At 55.4% G+C, this 19,306-nt stretch carries 13 protein-coding genes and 1 pseudogene; 9 read left to right on the forward strand and 5 right to left on the reverse strand.

Annotation, left to right across the window (positions count from 1 at the left end; genetic code table 11):
• Window positions 1-416: 416 nt before the first annotated feature.
• Together FHW04_RS20245 and FHW04_RS20250 are read right to left on the reverse strand one after the other, a co-directional pair.
• Window positions 417-2,744, reverse strand: coding sequence for an FdhF/YdeP family oxidoreductase (locus FHW04_RS20245; RefSeq protein ID WP_089562186.1), 2,328 nt, complete (start codon window positions 2,742-2,744; stop codon window positions 417-419).
• A gap of 260 nt (window positions 2,745-3,004) precedes the next feature.
• Window positions 3,005-4,123: an acyltransferase family protein gene (locus FHW04_RS20250; protein WP_069729893.1), complete on the reverse strand. Its 1,119-nt coding sequence runs from the start codon at window positions 4,121-4,123 to the stop codon at window positions 3,005-3,007.
• Window positions 4,124-4,662: 539 nt separating this feature from the next.
• On the opposite strand from FHW04_RS20250, the gene FHW04_RS20255 reads away from it, so the two are divergent.
• The gene (locus tag FHW04_RS20255; RefSeq protein ID WP_089562187.1) at window positions 4,663-5,487 is read left to right on the forward strand and encodes an SGNH/GDSL hydrolase family protein; all 825 of its coding nucleotides are present in this window, start codon (window positions 4,663-4,665) and stop codon (window positions 5,485-5,487) included.
• 574 nt (window positions 5,488-6,061) lie between these two features.
• Entirely contained in the window at window positions 6,062-9,166 is a 3,105-nt protein-coding gene (locus FHW04_RS20260; protein WP_089562188.1) for an efflux RND transporter permease subunit, read from the forward strand.
• 170 nt (window positions 9,167-9,336) lie between these two features.
• Here the strand turns inward: FHW04_RS20260 and FHW04_RS20265 are convergent, their stop codons facing one another.
• Window positions 9,337-9,522, reverse strand: a complete 186-nt coding sequence (locus FHW04_RS20265) for a general stress protein (protein WP_072051034.1) — start codon at window positions 9,520-9,522, stop codon at window positions 9,337-9,339.
• Between the two features lie 205 nt (window positions 9,523-9,727).
• Here FHW04_RS20265 and FHW04_RS20270 point away from each other — a divergent pair, with 205 nt between their 5' ends.
• From FHW04_RS20270 to ahr, 3 genes and pseudogenes are all read left to right on the forward strand, one after another.
• On the forward strand, window positions 9,728-10,024 hold the full coding sequence (locus FHW04_RS20270) for a hypothetical protein (protein ID WP_089562189.1): 297 nt from the start codon (window positions 9,728-9,730) through the stop codon (window positions 10,022-10,024).
• 268 nt (window positions 10,025-10,292) lie between these two features.
• Window positions 10,293-12,276, forward strand: a pseudogene (locus FHW04_RS20275) (methyl-accepting chemotaxis protein).
• A gap of 104 nt (window positions 12,277-12,380) precedes the next feature.
• On the forward strand, window positions 12,381-13,397 hold the full coding sequence (gene ahr, locus FHW04_RS20280; RefSeq protein ID WP_089562190.1) for an NADPH-dependent aldehyde reductase Ahr: 1,017 nt from the start codon (window positions 12,381-12,383) through the stop codon (window positions 13,395-13,397).
• 53 nt (window positions 13,398-13,450) lie between these two features.
• Here ahr and FHW04_RS20285 read toward each other — a convergent pair whose 3' ends face one another.
• Entirely contained in the window at window positions 13,451-14,119 is a 669-nt protein-coding gene (locus tag FHW04_RS20285) for a DUF2268 domain-containing putative Zn-dependent protease (protein WP_089562191.1), read from the reverse strand.
• A 343-nt stretch (window positions 14,120-14,462) separates the two neighbouring features.
• On the opposite strand from FHW04_RS20285, the gene FHW04_RS20290 reads away from it, so the two are divergent.
• Both FHW04_RS20290 and FHW04_RS20295 read left to right on the forward strand, forming a co-directional pair.
• Complete coding sequence (locus FHW04_RS20290; protein WP_069729899.1) at window positions 14,463-15,242, forward strand: MBL fold metallo-hydrolase; 780 nt, start codon at window positions 14,463-14,465, stop codon at window positions 15,240-15,242.
• 69 nt (window positions 15,243-15,311) lie between these two features.
• A complete protein-coding gene (locus FHW04_RS20295; RefSeq protein WP_089562192.1) occupies window positions 15,312-16,289 on the forward strand; it encodes a GlxA family transcriptional regulator in 978 nt (325 codons plus the stop codon).
• A 104-nt stretch (window positions 16,290-16,393) separates the two neighbouring features.
• On the opposite strand, the gene FHW04_RS20300 is transcribed toward FHW04_RS20295, so the two are convergent.
• A complete protein-coding gene (locus FHW04_RS20300; protein WP_031378091.1) occupies window positions 16,394-16,795 on the reverse strand; it encodes an H-NS family nucleoid-associated regulatory protein in 402 nt (133 codons plus the stop codon).
• Window positions 16,796-17,064: 269 nt separating this feature from the next.
• Between FHW04_RS20300 and FHW04_RS20305 the strand changes: the two genes are divergently transcribed.
• Both FHW04_RS20305 and FHW04_RS20310 read left to right on the forward strand, forming a co-directional pair.
• Window positions 17,065-18,627 (forward strand): sensor domain-containing diguanylate cyclase, encoded by a 1,563-nt coding sequence (locus FHW04_RS20305; protein ID WP_089562193.1) that lies wholly within the window; start codon window positions 17,065-17,067, stop codon window positions 18,625-18,627.
• Between the two features lie 68 nt (window positions 18,628-18,695).
• On the forward strand, window positions 18,696-19,145 hold the full coding sequence (locus FHW04_RS20310) for a VOC family protein (protein WP_089562194.1): 450 nt from the start codon (window positions 18,696-18,698) through the stop codon (window positions 19,143-19,145).
• Window positions 19,146-19,306 lie beyond the last annotated feature (161 nt).

Here is a 19,306-nt window from a genome sequence, read left to right on the forward strand (position 1 = left end):
GAATAGAGTAGAGACGGTAATAGGTGCTGCCTATCCGTTATAAACAGAGAAGAAAGACGGCGTTTAACAAACTTGTAACGCGATCGGCGGCGGAGCAAACCAGTAAGCCGGGTTGATACATTTCCGGAGCGTCGGAAGAATGGTACATGTTGATTCAGGGTATAATTTCAGCCGGCCAGCCAGCGGGAAAAAGGCACGGAATGCCTAAATGTCAGGCGTACGTTTAACATCGGTTGAAGAAGCAGCAAGCGTTGCAGATGAAATAAAATGTTACGCATAAGGTTAGTGAAACTTATATCTTAGCCTGCTGATCGTGTTGTACCCCCGGCAGGGAGACGGTGAAATTATGCTCATAAAAAAGGTTGCCTGAGTCTCAGGCAACCTTTGCAGTGACGGCGCGGCCTCAATCCACAGCGTTAACGCAGTATGCCTGAGGTGGTTGTCGTCTCGTCGGTTACCCTGGTCATGGTTACCGGGATACTTTTATAGGCAGGAATACCGCTCTGCGTATCATGGCTGTCGAGCGGCACCATCACGTTAGCCTCGGGATAGTAAGCGCCGACCGAACCGGGAGCCATGTCGATGATTACAATCGTCAGGTTTTTCATCTGGCGTGAGGTCGGATTACCGTCCGGATCGAGTGCCATTAAATCGACCCGATCGCCGACGCGCAGCTGACGTTTCTCCGCCTCTTCGGCATTGATAAACAGCACGTCGCGGCGACCGGTGACGCCACGATAGCGGTCGTTGAGGCCGTATAACGTGGTGTTGTACTGGTCGTGGCTGCGTAGCGTAGTCAGCACCAAATCATGGCACTTCAGCGAACGCGGATCTTCATTAATCCCCTGCATCACCTTGAATTGCGCCCGACCGGATGGCGTATTCCATACGCGCTCAGAAGCGGCATTATAGAGCCGGAAGCCGCCCGGTTTTTTCACCCGCTCATTGAAGTTTTCAAACGCCGGGAAGACGGCTTCAATCGCATCACGGATGCGGTTGTAATCGGCCGCCATGGCGCGCCAGTCAACCACGCTGTCCGGCAGCGTGGCCTGAGCCAGCGCGGCCACCAGCGCCGGTTCAGATTTCAGGTGCGGTGAAGCCGGCTCCAGCGAGCCGCGCGAGGCATGCACCATCGACATGGAATCTTCCACCGTCACGCTTTGCGCGCCGGTAGCCTGAACATCGGTTTCGGTGCGGCCAAGAACCGGCAGCAGGTAGTTATGTTTGCCCAGCAGCAGGTGCGAGCGGTTGAGCTTGGTGGCCATATGTACCACCAGATCCAGCTTACGCATCGCCGGGAAGGTCACCTGAGGATCGGAAATGGCCTCCGCCAGGTTACCGCCCAGACAGAGCAGCGCTTTGGCTTTGCCATCCCGCATCGCCTGTATCGCCTGAATAGCGCCGTGGCCGTGTTTCTGCGGCGGACGGAAGCCAAAAACGCGTTCCAGACTGTCGAGCAGCGACTGCGGCGGGATCTCGGTGATACCCACGGTGCGGTCGCCCTGCACATTAGAGTGGCCCCGCAGCGGACAGATGCCGGCACCGGGTTTACCGATGTTGCCGCGTAGCAGCAGCAGGTTGGCAATCTGCTGCACATTCTGGGTGCCATACTGATGCTGGGTAATGCCCATGCCATAACAGATGATGGTCCGCTCAGCGCTGGCATAGAGTCGGGCGATGTGCTGGATCTCTTCACGTGCCATGCCCGACACCTTCAGGATGTGCTGCCAGTCGGTGCTCTCCAGATCGGCCTTCAGCGCCTCGAACCCTTCGGTATGTTCATTAATAAAGGCTTCATCGATGACGCCGGGCTCGCCTTTACTCAGCGCCTCCTGATGCATCGACAGCAGGATCTTCATGACGCCTTTCAGCATCGCTGCATCGCCGCCGACCCGCACTTTGTAATAGGTCGATGCCAGCTCGGTCGAGCTGAGGGAGAGCATTTCAATCGGACTCTGGGGCGAGGTAAAGCGCTCGAGGCCACGTTCCCGCAGCGGGTTGATCGCAACGATGGTCGCGCCGCGTTTAGAGACTTCACGTAAGGTACCCAGCATGCGGGGATGGTTAGTGCCAGGGTTATGACCGATGCATAACACCAGATCGCAATGGTCAAAATCTTCCAGCTCTACCGTGCCTTTGCCGACGCCGATCGATTCCGGCAACCCGACGCTGGTCGGTTCGTGGCACATGTTGGAACAGTCGGGAAAATTATTGGTGCCATATTCGCGGGCGAATAGCTGCCACAGAAAAGCCGCTTCGTTGGAGGCGCGGCCCGAGGTGTAAAACTCTACGCTGTCGGGATCGTCATAACTGCGCAGATGTTCGCCGATCTCTTTAAACGCAGTCTCCCACTCGATTGGCTGGTAGGTGTCGGTGGTCGCATCATACTTCATCGGGTGCGTCAGTCGCCCTTCGCCTTCAAGGTGCAATGCGCTGCGCTGCCATAATTCAGTGACCGTATGCGCGGCAAAGAACGCCGGCGTGGTGCGTTTGCTGGTCGCTTCCCACGACACCGCTTTCGCGCCGTTTTCACAAAATTCAAACGAAGAGGCATGCTGAGGGTCGGGCCAGGCGCATCCCGGGCAGTCAAAGCCCTGTGGCTGGTTCACTTTGAACAGGGCAATCACATCCTGTTTGACTGACATCTGACCGCGAATGGCATCGGCAACCGCTTTAAGTGCGCCCCAGCCGCCTGCAGCGCCACCATAAGGGGCAATCCCGGTTGTGCGATTTTGCTCTTTCATAATGCTCCACATGGTCTGTATTGTTATTTTTGTAAGTCTGGTACACAAATAACCAACCCAGGATGGATTCAGCGCATTATTTACTGAAATTTTTTCTCAAAATGTTTCTGGTATCACGATGTCGATTGCAGAGGTGTTGTTTGCGGATCAATAAAGCTGGCGCAGAATTGCGCCAGCAGAGAAATAAACGCAGCGAGGGAGCGAAACGTATTTACGCGGTTATCGCTACGCTATTATCGGCTCGCAGCAACAGCACGATTTCAGCTTACCGAAACCAGCGCTTTCGCCGGCTTCGCTTTCAGGCCAAAAAGTGTCGACAGGAAACTATTACGCTTGATGAGCATATAGCACAATGCACTCAATCCTGAAGCAATTGCCGTAACTATCAGCACATAGCTGACCGGATAATTATCCGGCAGGTAATCGTCCAGCAGCCAGGCAAAGCCAATCGCGATAGGGTAGTGAAGAATATAAACCACCAGCGCGGAATCAACCACCGTGTTCACGATGCGGCTCTCTTTCATCCGCAGCTTTTCAAAAAAGAAGATCACCCAATAAGAGAAGATCACCGAGAAGACGCTGCTGAGCAGTACCGGAATATATTTCGCTACCCCCTGCAGATTAAATTTCATCGTCAGGAAGAAAGCGCTATAACAGATTATCGCCAGCAGCGTGACAAAGGCGGTATTCAGCAGTGGATGTTTCGCTAATTGCGGAATCGCATCACGATTAAGATAAAGCGCATAGCCGGCTGCGTAATAAACGCAGAAACGTGCGGTCACTGGAATTAAGGTGATCAGCTCGCCCAGATCTTTAACTGCGAACTTCACCACAAACAGACTATTGGCGGCGATTATCAGGGCTGCCAGCCACAGCGGAAAGGGCAGGCGGCGGGCAAATGTCGCCAGCGTCTGGTACAGGCGGGCGGGCACAAAAAAGGAGATGGCCGACAGCGAGACCAGGAACCACAGATGGTGCAACTGCATGTAGGCTGCCAGCAGTCCACTGGCCGAAGTATCGACCCCTTTTATCGTCGAGCTCAGCCAGTACATGATGCCGGGAATGAAAGCAAAGGCAGCAATCAGCGGCACCAGCACGCGTTTGCGACGGTTCTCAAAGAAAAAGGACTGGCCTTTGCGTAAAAAAACCATGGCGGAGAACATGCCGGAGAGAAAGAAAAACGCCTCCATCCGGAAAGTATGGATGAATTCAATCAGTGAACTAAAAATCAGCGACGGGTTTTTATCCGCGACGTAATACCAGCTATTGCCACCAGGCAGGCTGCGGGCGGCATGATATAAAACACCTTCCAGAATAAGGATAGCACGCAGAAAATCGAGGCCGATATTCCGGCTCGATAAAAAAGCGGGTGTAGTCATTTTTATTACCTTAATAAATGACGAAGCGATAGTGTATGAAGTGACAGCGGCAGAATATCACTCTGAAGGTTAATTAACATATTGCGCCACACTTTTCAGAATTCCGCCAGTATGTCCTTTTTGTTGATCGTTAAATTATGATAAACCGGCCTGGCCGTTTTTTAGCGTCACTTTTTTATCAGAATAGCACGCACTGCTGCTGCTTTTAATCGCCCATTCTGGCGCAGCCCTTGCGGGACGGGCAACCGGATGCGGGTTAAACCGCGAACCGGGTAAAGCCTCGCTTAACATAGGGTTAAAAAATGTGCAGTGAGTAAGCGTTTTACTGATGTTTATTCGTCGCCGAATCGGCTTTTTTTTCGCGGGCGGACATCGGAAGAGATAATCAATAAGCGCCACGGGTTTCACTTATTGGCGATTTTTTCTGCGCAATACCGATTTAACCCGCATAACGCAGCGGCGACACGGCAAAATAATTTTGCAGCGGGTGAACTCTGGCTGATAATCTTTTTCAATTCGCCCTGCCAGAGTTATGCTCAATGAAGAATATTTTTTGTCATCTGCTTGTTTTCATCGCGTTCTGTTTATCTGCGGGCGTTGCGCTTGCCAGTCAGCAGGAGGATAAATTTATTATTGAAGCCTATGGCGGTTCCAGCACCAAAGGCGCGATGGCAGTCAGAAAAGACGGTAAATTGCGGGCGACCCTCACACCCAATAATGAAATTGCACAGTTAAACCAGATGCTGAAGGCCAGATATGGCACTGAGGTAGAGATTATCAATAAAGGTGCGCTGTCGGCGCAGTCGAAGGATCTGCTGAACGGGCGCAATTTTTACCGCAATAACAAAACCTGGCGTGAAGAGATGGCCGCCTCGCCGGCAGATCTTATCCTGCTCAACTTCGCCACCAATGACGCCCGCCACTATCACTTCAAAGATACTGAATCTGACTACATCGTCAGTCCGCTGCAATATCGGGCGATCATGTCTGAGCTGATCCGCGTGGCGCAGCAGTACGGGAAAGCGGTGATTATTCAGGAGCCTCATCCATTGTGCGGCCGGGCGGAAAAATGGAACGTTGCGCCTTATGTTGCGCAAATCGACCGCCTGGCACGGGACGAAAATGTGCCGCTGGTCCCTCAGTATCAGCGTATTCAGCAAATTAAAAACTGGCAAACGCTGATGTCGCCGGATTGTATTCATCCCTCCGACGCGCTCTATCAGATTAAAGCGCAGGAGACCTTCAGAGTGTTAGAGAGTCATTATGATCAGCAGATTAAGGCCGCAGTAAATGCCTCGCCAGCCGCTGTCCCGCCACGTTCCCAGGCGGGCTCACTCAGCCGGACCGGCAAGCAGGCGGGATAGACAGCAGTGTAAAGCGGCAATGCGCCAGATAATTGAAAAAACCCGGCTTGCTTTTCCAGCGCGATCAGTCAGCTAGCTAAGCTGATTAGCCTATTTGCCGCTTTGCTTAGACCGCTGCATCAGATGTAGTGCCGGATACCGTAAATCGCCCAGAATATGGCGTTAGCACCGAGGTAAGCCCAACATCCCCAATAGGCAATAGGCTCGCGTTTGGTTCTGAGTTTAGGCAGGAATGCCAATAAATAGAGTGCTGAAGCAATAAGCGAAACGAAGTAGAAAAATTTCATCATTCTCTCCTGTTTAATTTCCTTTATTTTCAGGATAGCCAGGCCTCGCTATTTTGCTTAATCCGTTCCACAGGGTTTCAGACTGAAACGGTTTTACCGTGGCGGCGGATTATTGCGTCACGCTGCAACAGCCTGCCGGAACCGGCTGGATTTGCGCTGGATTAACAAATGATAACGTCAGGATGTTTAGCGGGAAGGTTACAAACTATAATCAGCGCTGCACCGCTGTTACACAACCTGCAGGAATGCAGGCTTTGCGCCCGCCCTAAAAGGAAGAGACCCCGCTGATGTTTTCTCGTTTTTTTATTTATCGCCCCGTCTTCGCATGGGTCGTTGCCATTTTAATCATGCTGCTTGGCGCGCTCTCCATCACCTTGTTGCCGGTTGAGCAATATCCAGATGTGGCACCGCCGTCAGTGAATATCAGTGCCACCTATACCGGCGCCTCCGCTGAGACACTGGAAAACAGCGTCACCCAGGTGATTGAGCAGCAGCTGACCGGGCTGGATCATCTGCTCTACTTCACCTCCAGCAGCAGTTCGCAGGGCAATGTGACGGTTACGGTGACGTTCAGTCAGGGAACCGATCCCGACACGGCCCAGGTGCAGGTGCAGAACAAGGTGCAGCAGGCGCTGACCCGTCTGCCGAGCGAGGTGCAGCAGCTCGGCGTTACCGTGACCAAGTCCCAGTCCAACTTTTTGCTGGTGATGGGGCTGTATGACACCACCGGCAAGAGTAACAGCACCGACATCGGTGACTGGCTGGTGAGTAACATGCAGGAGCCGCTGGCAAGGATCGAAGGCGTCGGGGATATCCAGGTATTCGGCGGGCAATACGCGATGCGTATCTGGCTCGATCCGTTCAAACTCAACGCCTACGCACTGCAGCCTTCCGACGTGACGGCAGCGATTCGTTCGCAGAACATTCAGGTCTCCGCCGGTAAAATTGGCGGGCTGCCCTCGCCGCAGAATCAGCAGCTCACCGCCACGGTCAGGGCGCAGTCGCGGCTGCAGACGCCGGAACAGTTCCGCAACATCATCGTTAAAAGCGATACCCGCGGCGCCATTGTGCGGGTCGGTGATGTGGCGCGGGTCGAGCTGGGTGGTGAATCTTATGACATGACCACCCGGCTTAATGGTCATCCGGCGGCCGGTATCGGGGTGATGCTTGCCCCAGGCGCCAACGCGCTGGATACCGCCACTCTGGTGAAAAACAAAGTGGAAGAGTATCGCCACTCGATGCCGCAAGGTTACGAGGTGGCGTATGCGCTGGACAGCACCGACTTCATCAAAATCTCGGTGGAGGATGTGGTGATCACCCTGATCGAAGCGATAGCGCTGGTGGTGGTGGTGATGTACCTGTTCCTGCAAAACATCCGCGCCACGCTGATCCCGGCGCTGGCGGTGCCGGTGGTGCTGCTCGGGACCTTTGGCGTGCTGGCACTTTGCGGTTATACCATCAACACCCTGACCCTGTTTGCCATGGTGCTGGCGATCGGGCTGCTGGTGGATGACGCGATTGTGGTGGTCGAAAACGTCGAACGCATCATGCATGACGAAGGCTTGCCGGCCCGCGAGGCCACGGAAAAATCGATGAAAGAGATTTCCGGTGCGCTGATTGCTATCGCGCTGGTGTTGTCGGCGGTGTTTCTGCCAATGGCCTTTTTCGCTGGCTCGACCGGGGTGATCTATCGGCAATTCTCAGTCACCATCATCGCGGCGATGACCTTCTCGGTGCTGGTAGCGCTGACCCTGACGCCGGCGCTGTGCGGCATGTTGCTCCGCCCCGGCACGCCGCATCGCAAAGGATTCTTTGGCGGATTTAATCGCTTCTACGCCGCCACCGAGCGCCAGTATCGTCGCAAGGTTGTCAGCACTCTGCGTCGTCCGCTGATTATGGTGTCGCTGTATGCCGCGATGGGCGTGGTGCTGTTTGTGATGTTTACCCGCTTACCAGGCAGCTTTCTGCCAACCGAGGATCAGGGCAGCATTATGCTGCAGGCAACGCTGCCAGCGGGCGCCACTGCCAGTCGGACGGAAGCGGTCAATAAGCAGATCGTCGACTGGTTTCTTACTGAAGAGAAAGAGAACATCGACGTGGTGTTTACTATCAACGGCTTTAACTTCAGCGGCGCAGCGCAGAATGCCGGCATGGCGTTTATCAAGCTGAAAAACTGGGATCGGCGTCCCGGCAAGGAAAACTCGGCAGAGGCGATTGCCGGCCGCGCGACGTATGCGCTTTCCGCTATTCGTGATGCCCAGATATTTGCCCTGACGCCGCCGTCGGTGCCGGGCCTCGGACAGAATAATGGCTTTACCTATGAACTGCTGGCCAGTGGCGGCACCACCCGCGATGAGCTGGGCAAACTGCGCGATCGGCTGCTGCAAAACGCGGCGCAAAGCCCGGAACTGATCGGCGTACGGGCCAATATCCTGCCGCAGACGCCGCAGTTGCAGGTTGATATTGATACTAATAAGGCGGTCGCGCTCGGGCTGCAGCTGGATGACGTTACCGATACCCTGACCAGCGCCTGGGGCGGGGCCTATATCAATGACTTTATCGATCGCGGCCGCGTCAAACGGGTGTACGTGCAGGGTGACGGCCAGTACCGCTCGGCACCGTCCGATCTGGATAAATGGTTTATTCGCAACAGTGAAGGCAGCATGACGCCGTTCTCTGCCTTCGCCTCAACCCGCTGGACTATGGGGCCGGAAAGCCTTAATCGCTATAACGGTTCTGCTTCCTATGAAATCCAGGGGCAGAATGCGGAAGGCTACAGTTCCGGCGATGCGATGAACACCATTGAACGGTTGGCCGATCAGCTTCCGGCCGGGACGACCGGCGCGTGGAGTGGACTGTCACTGCAGGAGAAGCAGGCAGGCGGGCAGTCCACCACGTTGTATGCGATCTCTATTCTGGTGGTGTTCCTCTGTCTGGCGGCGCTGTATGAGAGCTGGTCAGTGCCGTTTTCGGTGCTGCTGGCGGTACCGCTCGGCGTGCTGGGGACGGTAGTAGCGGTTGCGTTACGCGGATTAAGCAACGACATCTATTTCCAGGTCGCGCTGCTTACCACCGTCGGCCTGACCTCTAAAAACGCCATCCTGATTATTGAGTTCGCCGAGGAGGCGGTGCGCCAGGGCAGCTCGCTGAGCGCGGCGGCACTGCAGGCGGCGCGGACCCGTTTACGGCCGATCATGATGACCTCACTGGCGTTTATCGCCGGGGTGATCCCGCTGGCGGTGGCGACGGGGGCGGGTGCCAACAGCCGTATCGCCATCGGTACCGGCATCATCGGCGGAACGCTGGCTGGCACGGTGCTGGCGCTGTTCTTTGTGCCGCTGTTCTTCGTGCTGGTGAAGCACTACCTCACCCGACATCGCGCGGCGAAATAACCACAGGCACGTCTGCCGGCTCGCCCACAGACGTGCTGATTTTTACCCACAGGCGTGATGAACCGGTTTACCGGCACGGCATGGCGGGTTTTCGCAATAAAATCGGGGAACGGGCTGTCCGCCGCTTAAGATGAGATGCCATTCCATGGCGTAAAACGTCCTAAGGCGCCTTATTCAGAATTACTGGCAGGACGCCGACTGATCCTGCCCCCTTTCCGGCCGGCTTCCCTGGCTTTTTCATGATCGTTTTTGAAATTGCCCCCACTGACTTTGCCTCCTGCACTGCCAGCTTCGCTCGCACGGCCCGGATCGTTGGCAAAATTGCCAGCACCACCTCGGTATTTCTGTTGTGTCATAGAGAGACCTCCTATCAACGTTCCATTAGATAAAAAGGACTAGCTAGTCACACCACGAAGCATAGATGACCGCTTCGTTTATGCCAATACAACCCCGGGAAAATGTTGTTTTCAGGCTGATTATCAGCGCGCACCGGGCGGGAAACGGCAGCGAGCCTGCGATCCCCAGGCTACCCTTATAAGCTCAACGAAAAAGGAGAACGCGATGACTGATGCAACCTTAATCGATACGCTTGAGTTTGGTTCTGACTCCCGGAAGCAAAAATATGAAATTTATGGCGATGATGCTCAGACACCGACCCATGCGGTGATTTATCGTCAACAGGACGGCGAATGGCAGGCGCTGGATGAGACACTGAGCTTTGCTGCCCAGGATGAGCAGGAAGAAGTGACCGGCTCAATGGGCTATGGCGCCGGCGACAGTCTGCCTGACCTGCGCGACTTACCGGCCGAGGCCCGGGAGCGCTGTGAGCAGCACTGGCATGAAAGTCGCGACGAGTAAGCAGTAACGTTGCCGGGATCGCTTCCCGGCTTATTTTATGCTGCTTAAACGCGCTGTTTTCATCGTTTTCACCACCTACAGTAATTGTTAAAGCTTTTACCGCTATTGGCGATAACGAACAGGCGTTGAGCGTGCCGATCAATGATGATTCCGGCCCTCAGCCATGAGTTCTGAACGCGTACGGACCTGCTTTTAGCCCTCCTTTTAAACACACCAGAAAGCGCTTTCTTTAGCGCAAAATCATTCTTATCACAGCGAAAACAATAATATGTCGATTATTAAGGCGATAAAAAAACGCCTGCCTGCTGCCCGTTTTGGGCGTAGCAGCCAGCCTGCGAATGGCACTTTTGATTGTCGTGCGTTGCCGGCGTCGCTCAGCGCGGCGGGATTAAGCCAGCGCGCAGGCGGTCTGCTGATGACTTTTGTGCCGCCTGAAGCGGATTTTCAGCGGGCCAGTCAGGCCTGGCAACGCTTTACGTCCGCTGACCTGACGGTCCTGACGCTTTCCTCTAATGGCGCGCTAAGCAGCAGCGGCCGCCAGAGCACCTATTGCGACGGTGCCGGTCAGGAAGGAAGCTGGCTCTGGTTGCCTGACAGCCTGATTGCGCGGCATGAGACGCACATTATTGACCTGCACGTGCAGGATACCCACACCGCCAGCCAGCGGATCACAGCGATACAGCAGGAGCTGGAGCGGTTGCAGTTGCGGATGCCGCTCTCTGCCGATCGGACCTTCGCGATGATCTACTGCGACGGTCTTTCTGCCTCGGAAGGTTTCCTGATGCAGGCCTGGTACAACAGCGGACGTTTCCCCTGTCTGGCGATTGGCGGATCGGCCGGCGGTAAAATCAGCTTTGACGGCACCTGGATTGGGGTTGGCGGCAAGATACTACAGGGCAAAGCGGTGATTATTTTTTGCCAGATGGCAGCGGGAAAATCGTTTGCCCCGTTCAAAAGCCAGAACTTTACGCCGCTCGACAACAGCTGGTTGATCGCCGAGGCCGATCCGATCGCGCGCACCGTCAGTTCGGTATTTAACCGTCAGGGCCAGCAGCAATCGCTGGTTTCCGCGCTATGCACCCACCTGAACTAGCAAACAGACCCAGCTGACAGAACGGCTACAGGGGCTGACCTTTGGCGTCAGGGTCGGGGATGAATACTTTATTCGTTCGGTGGCCAAAATTGAGTCTGACAGCGTGCAGTTTTTCTGCGATCTGGAGTTTGGCGACCGGCTGTTCCTGATGCAGGAAAAGGACTTCAAACAGGCGACGCAGCTGGAGTGGCAGGCGTTTGCCCGTCAGCACGGCAAACCGGCGGCGATACTGATGAACGACTGTATTCTGCGTCGCGTCGGAAATGCCGGTCAGTTACACAACGCCCACTTTTTCAAAGGCATCCCGGCGGCGGGCTTCTCCAGCTTTGGCGAGATCCTTGGCGTGCCGATCAACCAGACGCTGTCGGCGCTGGTGTTCTTTAATCATGAGGTGAAAGCGATGAGTCAGTTTCCGGTGGAGTACGCCGGGTACGCGGCACACTATGCGCAACGGGCATTACGTCGCTGGGAAGCGCTGAACAGCGTACAGACGGGGGTGCTTGATCGGGTGATCAGCTATCAGCAGGCGCTGACGCCGCTGATGGAGGCACTGCCGGTATTAGAGCGATTAGAGCGCGCCACCCAAAGTCAGGGCGAAACCCTGAGCCTGGCGGAAAACAGCATTCGCGCCATCAGCGACATCGCCACCCAGAGCCAGCAGGCGCAGGGCCGGCTGGATGACGGGCTGGACGATCTGGAGAAAATTTCGCACGGGATTAACGAGATAACCCACGGCATCAGTAACATCGCTTTCCAGACCAATATTCTGGCACTGAACGCGGCAGTGGAAGCCGCCCGTGCCGGTGAAGCGGGCCGGGGTTTTGCGGTGGTGGCTGGCGAAGTGCGTCGGCTGGCACACTCCTCCAAAGAGCAGGCTGAGGCTACCGCCAGTAACATCAGTGAGGCGGTGAGCACCATCGCACGCATCCGGCTGGTGGCCAGTGACAGTGCGCAGACCGCGACCCAAATGGCCGCACGCAGCATCAGTGCCGCTGACACCCTGGCGACCATGAATCAGCAGACCCGTCATGAGCGCGCCGATATTGCTAAACACCTCGGTAGCCTGCGTGAATTAACCCAGGGTATGGATGCGATGCAGGATGGGGTGGCGCAGCTAAAAGTGTTACAGGTTCTGTCTGGCGGGCAGGTTAACGGCTGAGTTTTCAGCAAAAAAGACAACAAAGTGCGGTGCAGGCGTATCGGCCAGGCAAGCCGCGCCTGCAGTTGTTACACTTGACGGTGATTAACCACGCAGAGGTACCAATGAAAGTTAAAAGTTATGCAGCCATGCAGGCTGGTCAGGCGCTTGAACTTTATGAATATGATGTTGCTGAACTTGCAGCAGAAGAGGTTGAAGTAGAGGTTGAGTATTGTGGCGTCTGCCACTCTGACCTGTCGATGATCGACAACGAGTGGGGCATTTCACAGTTTCCCGTTATTGCCGGACATGAAGTGATTGGACGGGTTTCTGCGCTGGGCGACGCGGCAAAAAACAAAGGCCTGTCGATTGGTCAGCGGGTGGGCATTGGCTGGACCGCGAAAAGCTGTCAGCACTGCGACGCCTGTATCAATGGTGAGCAGGTTAACTGCCAGCAGGGCAGCATTCCGACCATCATGAACAAGGGTGGTTTTGCTGAGAAACTGCGTGCCGACTGGCAATGGGTGATCCCGCTGCCGGAGAAACTGGACGTTACCACCGCCGGTCCGCTGCTGTGTGGCGGTATCACCGTCTTCAAACCGCTGCTGATGAGCAACATCACCGCTACCAGCCGGGTTGGCGTGATCGGTATCGGTGGTCTCGGCCACATCGCCATTAAAATTCTGCATGCAATGGGTGCGGAAGTGGTGGCATTCAGCTCAACGCCAGACAAGAAACAATCGATTCTGGACATGGGCGCAGATGAAGTGGTTAACAGCCGTGACGCTGAAGCGCTGAAACAGCAGGCGGGTCGTTTCGATCTGATCCTCAGCACTGTCGCGGTCGATCTGGACTGGAAACCGTATTTCGCGGCGCTGGCACCTAAAGGTAAATTCCATACCGTCGGTGCAGTGATGAAGCCGTTCCAGGTGGGTGCGTTTGACCTGATCATGGGTGACAAAGCGGTAACCGGTTCTTCGACCGGCTCGCCGGGTCAGCTGCGTTCGTTACTGAAGCTGGCTTCGCGTGCTGATATTGCGCCGCAGGTTGAGTTCTTCCCGATGTCAGACATCAATAAAGCGCTGGAACACGTGCGCGCCGGTAAAGCTAATTACCGTGTGGTGTTGAAAGCCGATTTCTGATAATCGTCTTATGAAAACCGATGCCGCAGATTTCTGCGGCATTTTTTTTGCTTTCAGCGGGTTACCAGCCCGCAGTGGAGCCCGGCGGCGATCACTTCTTCCGCCGTCACGTTAAGCCATTTTTCCGGCGTTAAGACCGGAAGCTGATCGCGCCACGCGGCTACCAGCTGATAGCCCAGCGTGTAACCGTACCAGCGGGGATAGGTTCCGCTGCCAAAGAACCAGGCAGCATGATCGTAATGAGGGTTATTCAACGCCACCAGCGTGACCGGATTGTCCAGCAGCCACTGCCGTTCAGATGCCCGCTCCCACCGTTCGGGTGGTGAGTCCAGTAACCAGCAAACAAACTGTCCAGCCAGCCCTTCACTTACCAGCGCGTCGCCTGGCGTCCAGCCGTATCCGTGACCCGCCATGCGCAAACAGTGATGTACTTCGTGCAGGATAGTGCGCATCAGCGCACCGCTGCTGAGTGTCTGCGCCAGTTGAGGATTAGCCGGATCGATTGTCAGACCAAACAGCGTCGCACTATAGGCGTAGCCGCCGGTACCGGTTTCCGGAATCACCGCCGCTGGCGCGCACTGAACCAGAATATCGAGGCGCGGTGGCGGCATAACCGCTGACAGGATCTGGCATGCCGCATCAGCCTGGCGGGTAATCTCCGTTTGATAATCCTGTAAATCGCCTGACGCTTCCAGCCAGTGCAGTTTCCATTGTTCAGCCATTATTCACTCCTGCAGCGGATCAGATTGAGCCGGAAAAGCGGTCAGGTTTCGCTGCCCGGCCTGAACCTCAGCGACGCGGATATCCAAATTCGTCAGCCGATCGGTTTTGCCTTCGTGTCATCCAGCTTAGCTGCGACATGACGACACTGTCATCTCCGACGCGCGCGAATTTTGCCGATTGCGACGAGGGATTTGGCTGAGCCAGCAGGTTGGCCCGATTTCATCGATCACTGTCCATCGAGCCTGTCACGCCAGCGTTCGCAACCGGGTAAAGTCACTCCATCGCAGCAATGACGTCGCCGACGCTGGCTGCACTCGACTGAACACAGACCGGAGCCTGATTATGAAATTGACCCAAGTCCGTAACGCCACGCTGGTGCTGCACTATGCCGGCAAGAAATTCCTGATTGACCCGATGCTGGCTGAAAAAGAAGCCTGGCCGGGCTTTGTTGGCAACGCCCGTCCGCACCTGAGAAATCCGATGGTTGAACTGCCGATGCCGATTTCGCAGCTGCTGGATGTCGATGCGGTTATCCTTACCCACACCCATACCGATCACTGGGACGAGGCCGCGCAGCAGCTGGTGCCAAAAACGATGATGATTTATACCCAGAATCACAGCGATGCTGACCTGATTCGCTCTCAGGGTTTCCTCAACGTTCAGGTGCTGCAGGAAGAAAATGCGTTTGTCGACGGCCTGACGATCTATAAAACTGACGGCCAGCATGGCAGCAACGCGCTGTATGCCGACAAAGTCATGGCAGATCTGCTGGGCGATGCCTGCGGACTGGTGTTTACTCATCCGGCGGAAAAAACGCTCTATGTTGCGGGCGATACTGTCTGGGTTAAGCCATATGTAAGAAGCCTGCAACGTTTTCAGCCGGACGTGGTGGTGCTGAATATCGGTAATGCGACTAACGATCTCTATGGCCCGATTATTATGGGAAAAGAGGATACACTGCACACGCTGGAGATCGTGCCTGAAGCAACGCTGGTCGCGTCGCACATGGAAGCGATCAACCACTGTCTGCTGACCCGTGCCGAGCTGCGGGCCTATACCGATCAGCAGGGGATAACCGATAAAGTGCTTATCCCACAGGACGGTGAAACTATAACGTTCTGACCGGCACGCCGGATCAGAGCACTTTTCTCCTGCTCGCCAGCTGGGGGAGCCGACGATTAAGGGGGCGAGATGACTGCGTTGAATGTTGCAGTGGTAGCGACGGCTGGATTCAGTCCGTTCCACTTTTCGGTTCCCTGCATCCTGTTTGGATCAGCGATGCCGCAGCCGGATCTTTTCCGTGTCACAATCTGCGCCGAAAAGCCCGGCACGGTTCTGTCGGAGATCGGCCTGTCGATTAATGTGGAACATGGGCTTGAACAGCTGGATACGGCGGATATTATCATTCTGCCGTACTGGCACAATCCGGCTGAAAAGCCCGATCAGCGGCTGCTCGATAAGCTGGCCGCTGCCTGGCAGCGCGGCGCTGAAGTGGTCGGGCTGTGTCTGGGTACCTACGTGCTGGCCTATGCTGGTCTGCTCGACCAGCACCGTGCCGCGACCCACTGGGAATTTGAACGTGACTTCAGCCAGCGCTTTCCGCAGGTTCATCTCGACAGTAATGCGCTCTATACCCGCGACGATCGCCTGATTACCTCGGCAGGAACCGCCGCCGGCATCGACTGCTGTCTGGATATCATCCGTCAGCACTACGGCAGCGCTGTGGCTAATCGGGTGGCCAGAAGAATGGTGGTGCCGCCGTATCGTGAAGGAGGGCAGGCGCAGTTTATTGAGCGCCCGGTACCGGAGAATACCCGTGACGGCAAAATCAATACGCTGCTGGAGTCGCTGCGGCGCAACCTGCATCAGCCGCACGATCTGGATTCACTGGCGCGTTCGGCTGGTATGAGCCGGCGAACGCTGACGCGCCATTTTTTCAAGGCGACCGGGATGACGCTGGGCGACTGGCTGACGGCGGAGCGACTGCAACGCAGCCAGGAACTGCTGGAAACTACCGATATCAGTATTGAGAGCGTGGCCGAAAAAGTGGGCTTCACCTCACCTATCTCTTTTCGTCAGCGTTTCAAACATCGATTTGGCGTCGCCCCCAGCGAATGGCGGCGAACTTTCCGCGGGCCGTTGCCGGTCACCACCGCAGAACACGGCTAGTTATGACCAGACGCTCGCCATAACATCGACGGCGGATAAAAAAGCGTGCCGGAAAATTCAGCGTGCAGGCGCGGCCAAATTTTCCGGAACGGAATCAGCCAGGATTAAAGCAGAAAATCATCCAGTGACTGGCCGTTTTCGAGAGCGGTTTTAATCGGTGATGGCGTACGGCCCTGACCGGTCCAGTATTTCAGCTCGCCATTTTCATCGCGGTACTGATATTTTGCCGGGCGCCTGGTGCGCTTTTTACCGCTGCGGGTGGCCGGGGACAGGCCCGCTAACAGTTCAGTCGGGTCGATTCCGTCTTCCTTTAGCAGTTCACGGTACATCGCCAGTTTTTCAGCTTTTTCGCGCGCTTCGGCCGCCTGGGCTTCCTCTGCTTCGCGTCGTTCTCTGACCACTGTCTCTAATTTCTGCACCATCTCGTCCAGCACATCTAACGTTATATTGCGCGACTGCGCGCGCAGGGTGCGGATATTATTCAGGCTGCTCAGGTTTTCACTCATAAAAAAGGTCCTTCAGTACTCACATTAATTTACAGCGCACATTCACTGTAAGCGGTAAGGATACCATTCATCCCACTGATTTTTGAAGGGTTGCGGCCGATTCGGGGATGAGATCAAGGCAGACTGAATCAGGCAGGCGGCTTTATGCACCAGGGTTTAGAATGCGGGCGCAAAAATGAAACACTCTGCATAACACAACAATGATATTTGTAATTTTGCCCTCCATTAACTGTGCTTAACTCAGTGAAAGGGTTTGAATAAGGATGGGCATGAAGTTTCGCAGCAAAAAAGCGGCACCCGCGCCAAAGATTTCGCCGCTACTCAAAAGCATTACGTTATCAGGTCTGGTACTCACCGTGGTGGTCATCGGTATCAATCTGTGGACGCTGCGTGAAGACTGGCGTGAAGCCGTTAACCAGACTGAAGAGATGGCGGTCAATCTGTCCCTGTCACAGGCGCGACAGGCAGAAGATACCTTTCTGCAGACGGAACTGTCGCTGCGCGAAGTACAGCGCGACCTGCAAACCCAGATAGTGAACAATCGTGTCGATGGTGATGCGCTGAGTCAGACTATGCGCCTGTTGCAAAATCGGCTGCCGCAGCTGCACGGATTGTTCTATTACGATGCCCAGGGCCGCTGGATCGCTACCTCGATGAGCCGGACGCCGATCGGTATCAATAATTCCGATCGTGAGTATTTCAGCTATCACCGCGCCAGTCTGCGTAACAGCGTGCATGTCGGGCCGGTGCTCCGCAGTCGTACCACCGGCGATCTGGTGATTCCGGTATCGCTGCGCGTCAATGATGGTGCAAACGGTTTTGATGGTGTCCTGCTCGCGACCATTAAAGTGGACTACTTTCGCCACTTCTACAGCTATTACGAGCTGGGCGCGCGCGACGTACTGGTGCTGATGCTGGCAGACAGCACGGTACTTTATGCCCGTCCGATGCCGGACAGTTATATTGGCAAAAACCTCTCCTCAAGCCCACTGTTCCGCAAAATGCTGGCCGATGCCGATCAGGGCAGCGGGCAGTGGAAGGCCGCGCTTGATGGCGAAAAACGTATCTTCGGCTTTGCACGATCTGAACGTTATCCACTGATTGTCGCCGCCGGCTACGACAAATCTGCGCTGTTTAGTCGCTGGATGAATGGCCGGGTGCAGGATGTGATGCTGAGCCTCGCACTGCTGGCAGTGATCCTTTCGCTTAGCGTTTTTTTGCTGCGCCAGGCGCGACATACACTGCGCTACCAGCGGGAACTGACCCGGCTGCGTGACGAGCTGACCGCGGCAAATCTTTCTCTGCAAAGCCTGGCAAATAGCGATGGCTTAACCGGCGTCGCTAACCGCCGCTACTTTGATCGGAGACTGCATGAAAGCCTGCAACAGGCCAGGGTACAGGGCTGGCCGGTCTCTCTGATCCTGATCGATATTGACTATTTCAAACATTACAACGATACCTACGGACACGTAGCGGGCGATGAGTGCCTGAAAGCGGTCGCATTGATTCTGAAAAATTTTGCACTGCGTAAAAATGATCTGCCGGCCCGTTATGGCGGTGAAGAATTTGCCATTATTCTGCCGCGCTACACCGCTGAAGAGGCGTTAAAACTGGCCAGGGCGATTGTTGAGGCGGTTTACCGGCTGAATATTCCGCACCTTACCAGCGGACTGCCGACAAAACGGATCACGCTCAGCGCTGGCTGTGCAACCCAGCGCGGCATTGCCGGACAGCAGGCATTGTCACACCTGATTGAACGGGCGGATGAAGCCCTGTACCGCGCTAAGCGGGAAGGGCGCAATCGTGCAGAATGTGAAAAGCCAGACGGTTAAGCACCGTTGATCACTTGCGCCGTTACCGCTGTGGCATGGTAGTCGCTCAACCAACTCAGGGAGTGACTATGTCAAACGATACGGGGTTCAGCCATCTTGCTCTGCAGGTCCGCGATCTGGAAAAAAGTGTGGATTTTTACCAGCGTTATGCCGGAATGCAGGTTATTCATCATCGCGAGCCTGGCATTGCGGAAGCGCAGAAAGTGGCGTGGCTGTCAGATTTAACCCGGCCATTTGCGCTGGTGCTGGTACAGTCGGCTCACCTGGAGGATACGCCGCTGGGGCCGTTTGGTCATATTGGCGTCGCCTGTGCCACTCGCGAAGAAATTGATGCCAAAGTAGCGCTGGCGCAGCAGGAAGGTGTATTACGTCGGCCCGCGCAGCAGTCCGGCGAACCGGTTGGTTACTGGGCTTTCTTCGCCGATCCTGACGGGAATACGCTTGAGCTTTCTTATGGTCAGCAAATTGGCCTGGAAATTATCATGGCGCGCAACGCCACCTCGCAACAGAACGATTAATCACTGCCCGCTATTGTTTAGCGCTATGGCCGGTTGGGTCACAGAGTAAGACAAGAGCGTCGTCGGAATAGGAGAACAGGCATTCGGGGAGAGCTGACGGCTGGAATTACCACATAATCAGACTTGGGTGAGGATAAGCTCCTGATTTTCAGCCCGGCAGA

This window comes from Pantoea sp. AN62, from assembly GCF_050432985.1.
GTDB lineage: Bacteria > Pseudomonadota > Gammaproteobacteria > Enterobacterales > Enterobacteriaceae > Pantoea > Pantoea brenneri.

Coding starts and splice junctions, on each gene's coding strand:
- FHW04_RS20245 (WP_089562186.1), bottom strand. CDS start 2,744: ATGAAAGAGCAAAATCGCACAACCGGGATTGCCCCTTATGGTGGCGCT.
- FHW04_RS20250 (WP_069729893.1), bottom strand. CDS start 4,123: ATGACTACACCCGCTTTTTTATCGAGCCGGAATATCGGCCTCGATTTT.
- FHW04_RS20255 (WP_089562187.1), top strand. CDS start 4,663: ATGAAGAATATTTTTTGTCATCTGCTTGTTTTCATCGCGTTCTGTTTA.
- FHW04_RS20260 (WP_089562188.1), top strand. CDS start 6,062: ATGTTTTCTCGTTTTTTTATTTATCGCCCCGTCTTCGCATGGGTCGTT.
- FHW04_RS20265 (WP_072051034.1), bottom strand. CDS start 9,522: ATGACACAACAGAAATACCGAGGTGGTGCTGGCAATTTTGCCAACGAT.
- FHW04_RS20270 (WP_089562189.1), top strand. CDS start 9,728: ATGACTGATGCAACCTTAATCGATACGCTTGAGTTTGGTTCTGACTCC.
- ahr (WP_089562190.1), top strand. CDS start 12,381: ATGAAAGTTAAAAGTTATGCAGCCATGCAGGCTGGTCAGGCGCTTGAA.
- FHW04_RS20285 (WP_089562191.1), bottom strand. CDS start 14,119: ATGGCTGAACAATGGAAACTGCACTGGCTGGAAGCGTCAGGCGATTTA.
- FHW04_RS20290 (WP_069729899.1), top strand. CDS start 14,463: ATGAAATTGACCCAAGTCCGTAACGCCACGCTGGTGCTGCACTATGCC.
- FHW04_RS20295 (WP_089562192.1), top strand. CDS start 15,312: ATGACTGCGTTGAATGTTGCAGTGGTAGCGACGGCTGGATTCAGTCCG.
- FHW04_RS20300 (WP_031378091.1), bottom strand. CDS start 16,795: ATGAGTGAAAACCTGAGCAGCCTGAATAATATCCGCACCCTGCGCGCG.
- FHW04_RS20305 (WP_089562193.1), top strand. CDS start 17,065: ATGAAGTTTCGCAGCAAAAAAGCGGCACCCGCGCCAAAGATTTCGCCG.
- FHW04_RS20310 (WP_089562194.1), top strand. CDS start 18,696: ATGTCAAACGATACGGGGTTCAGCCATCTTGCTCTGCAGGTCCGCGAT.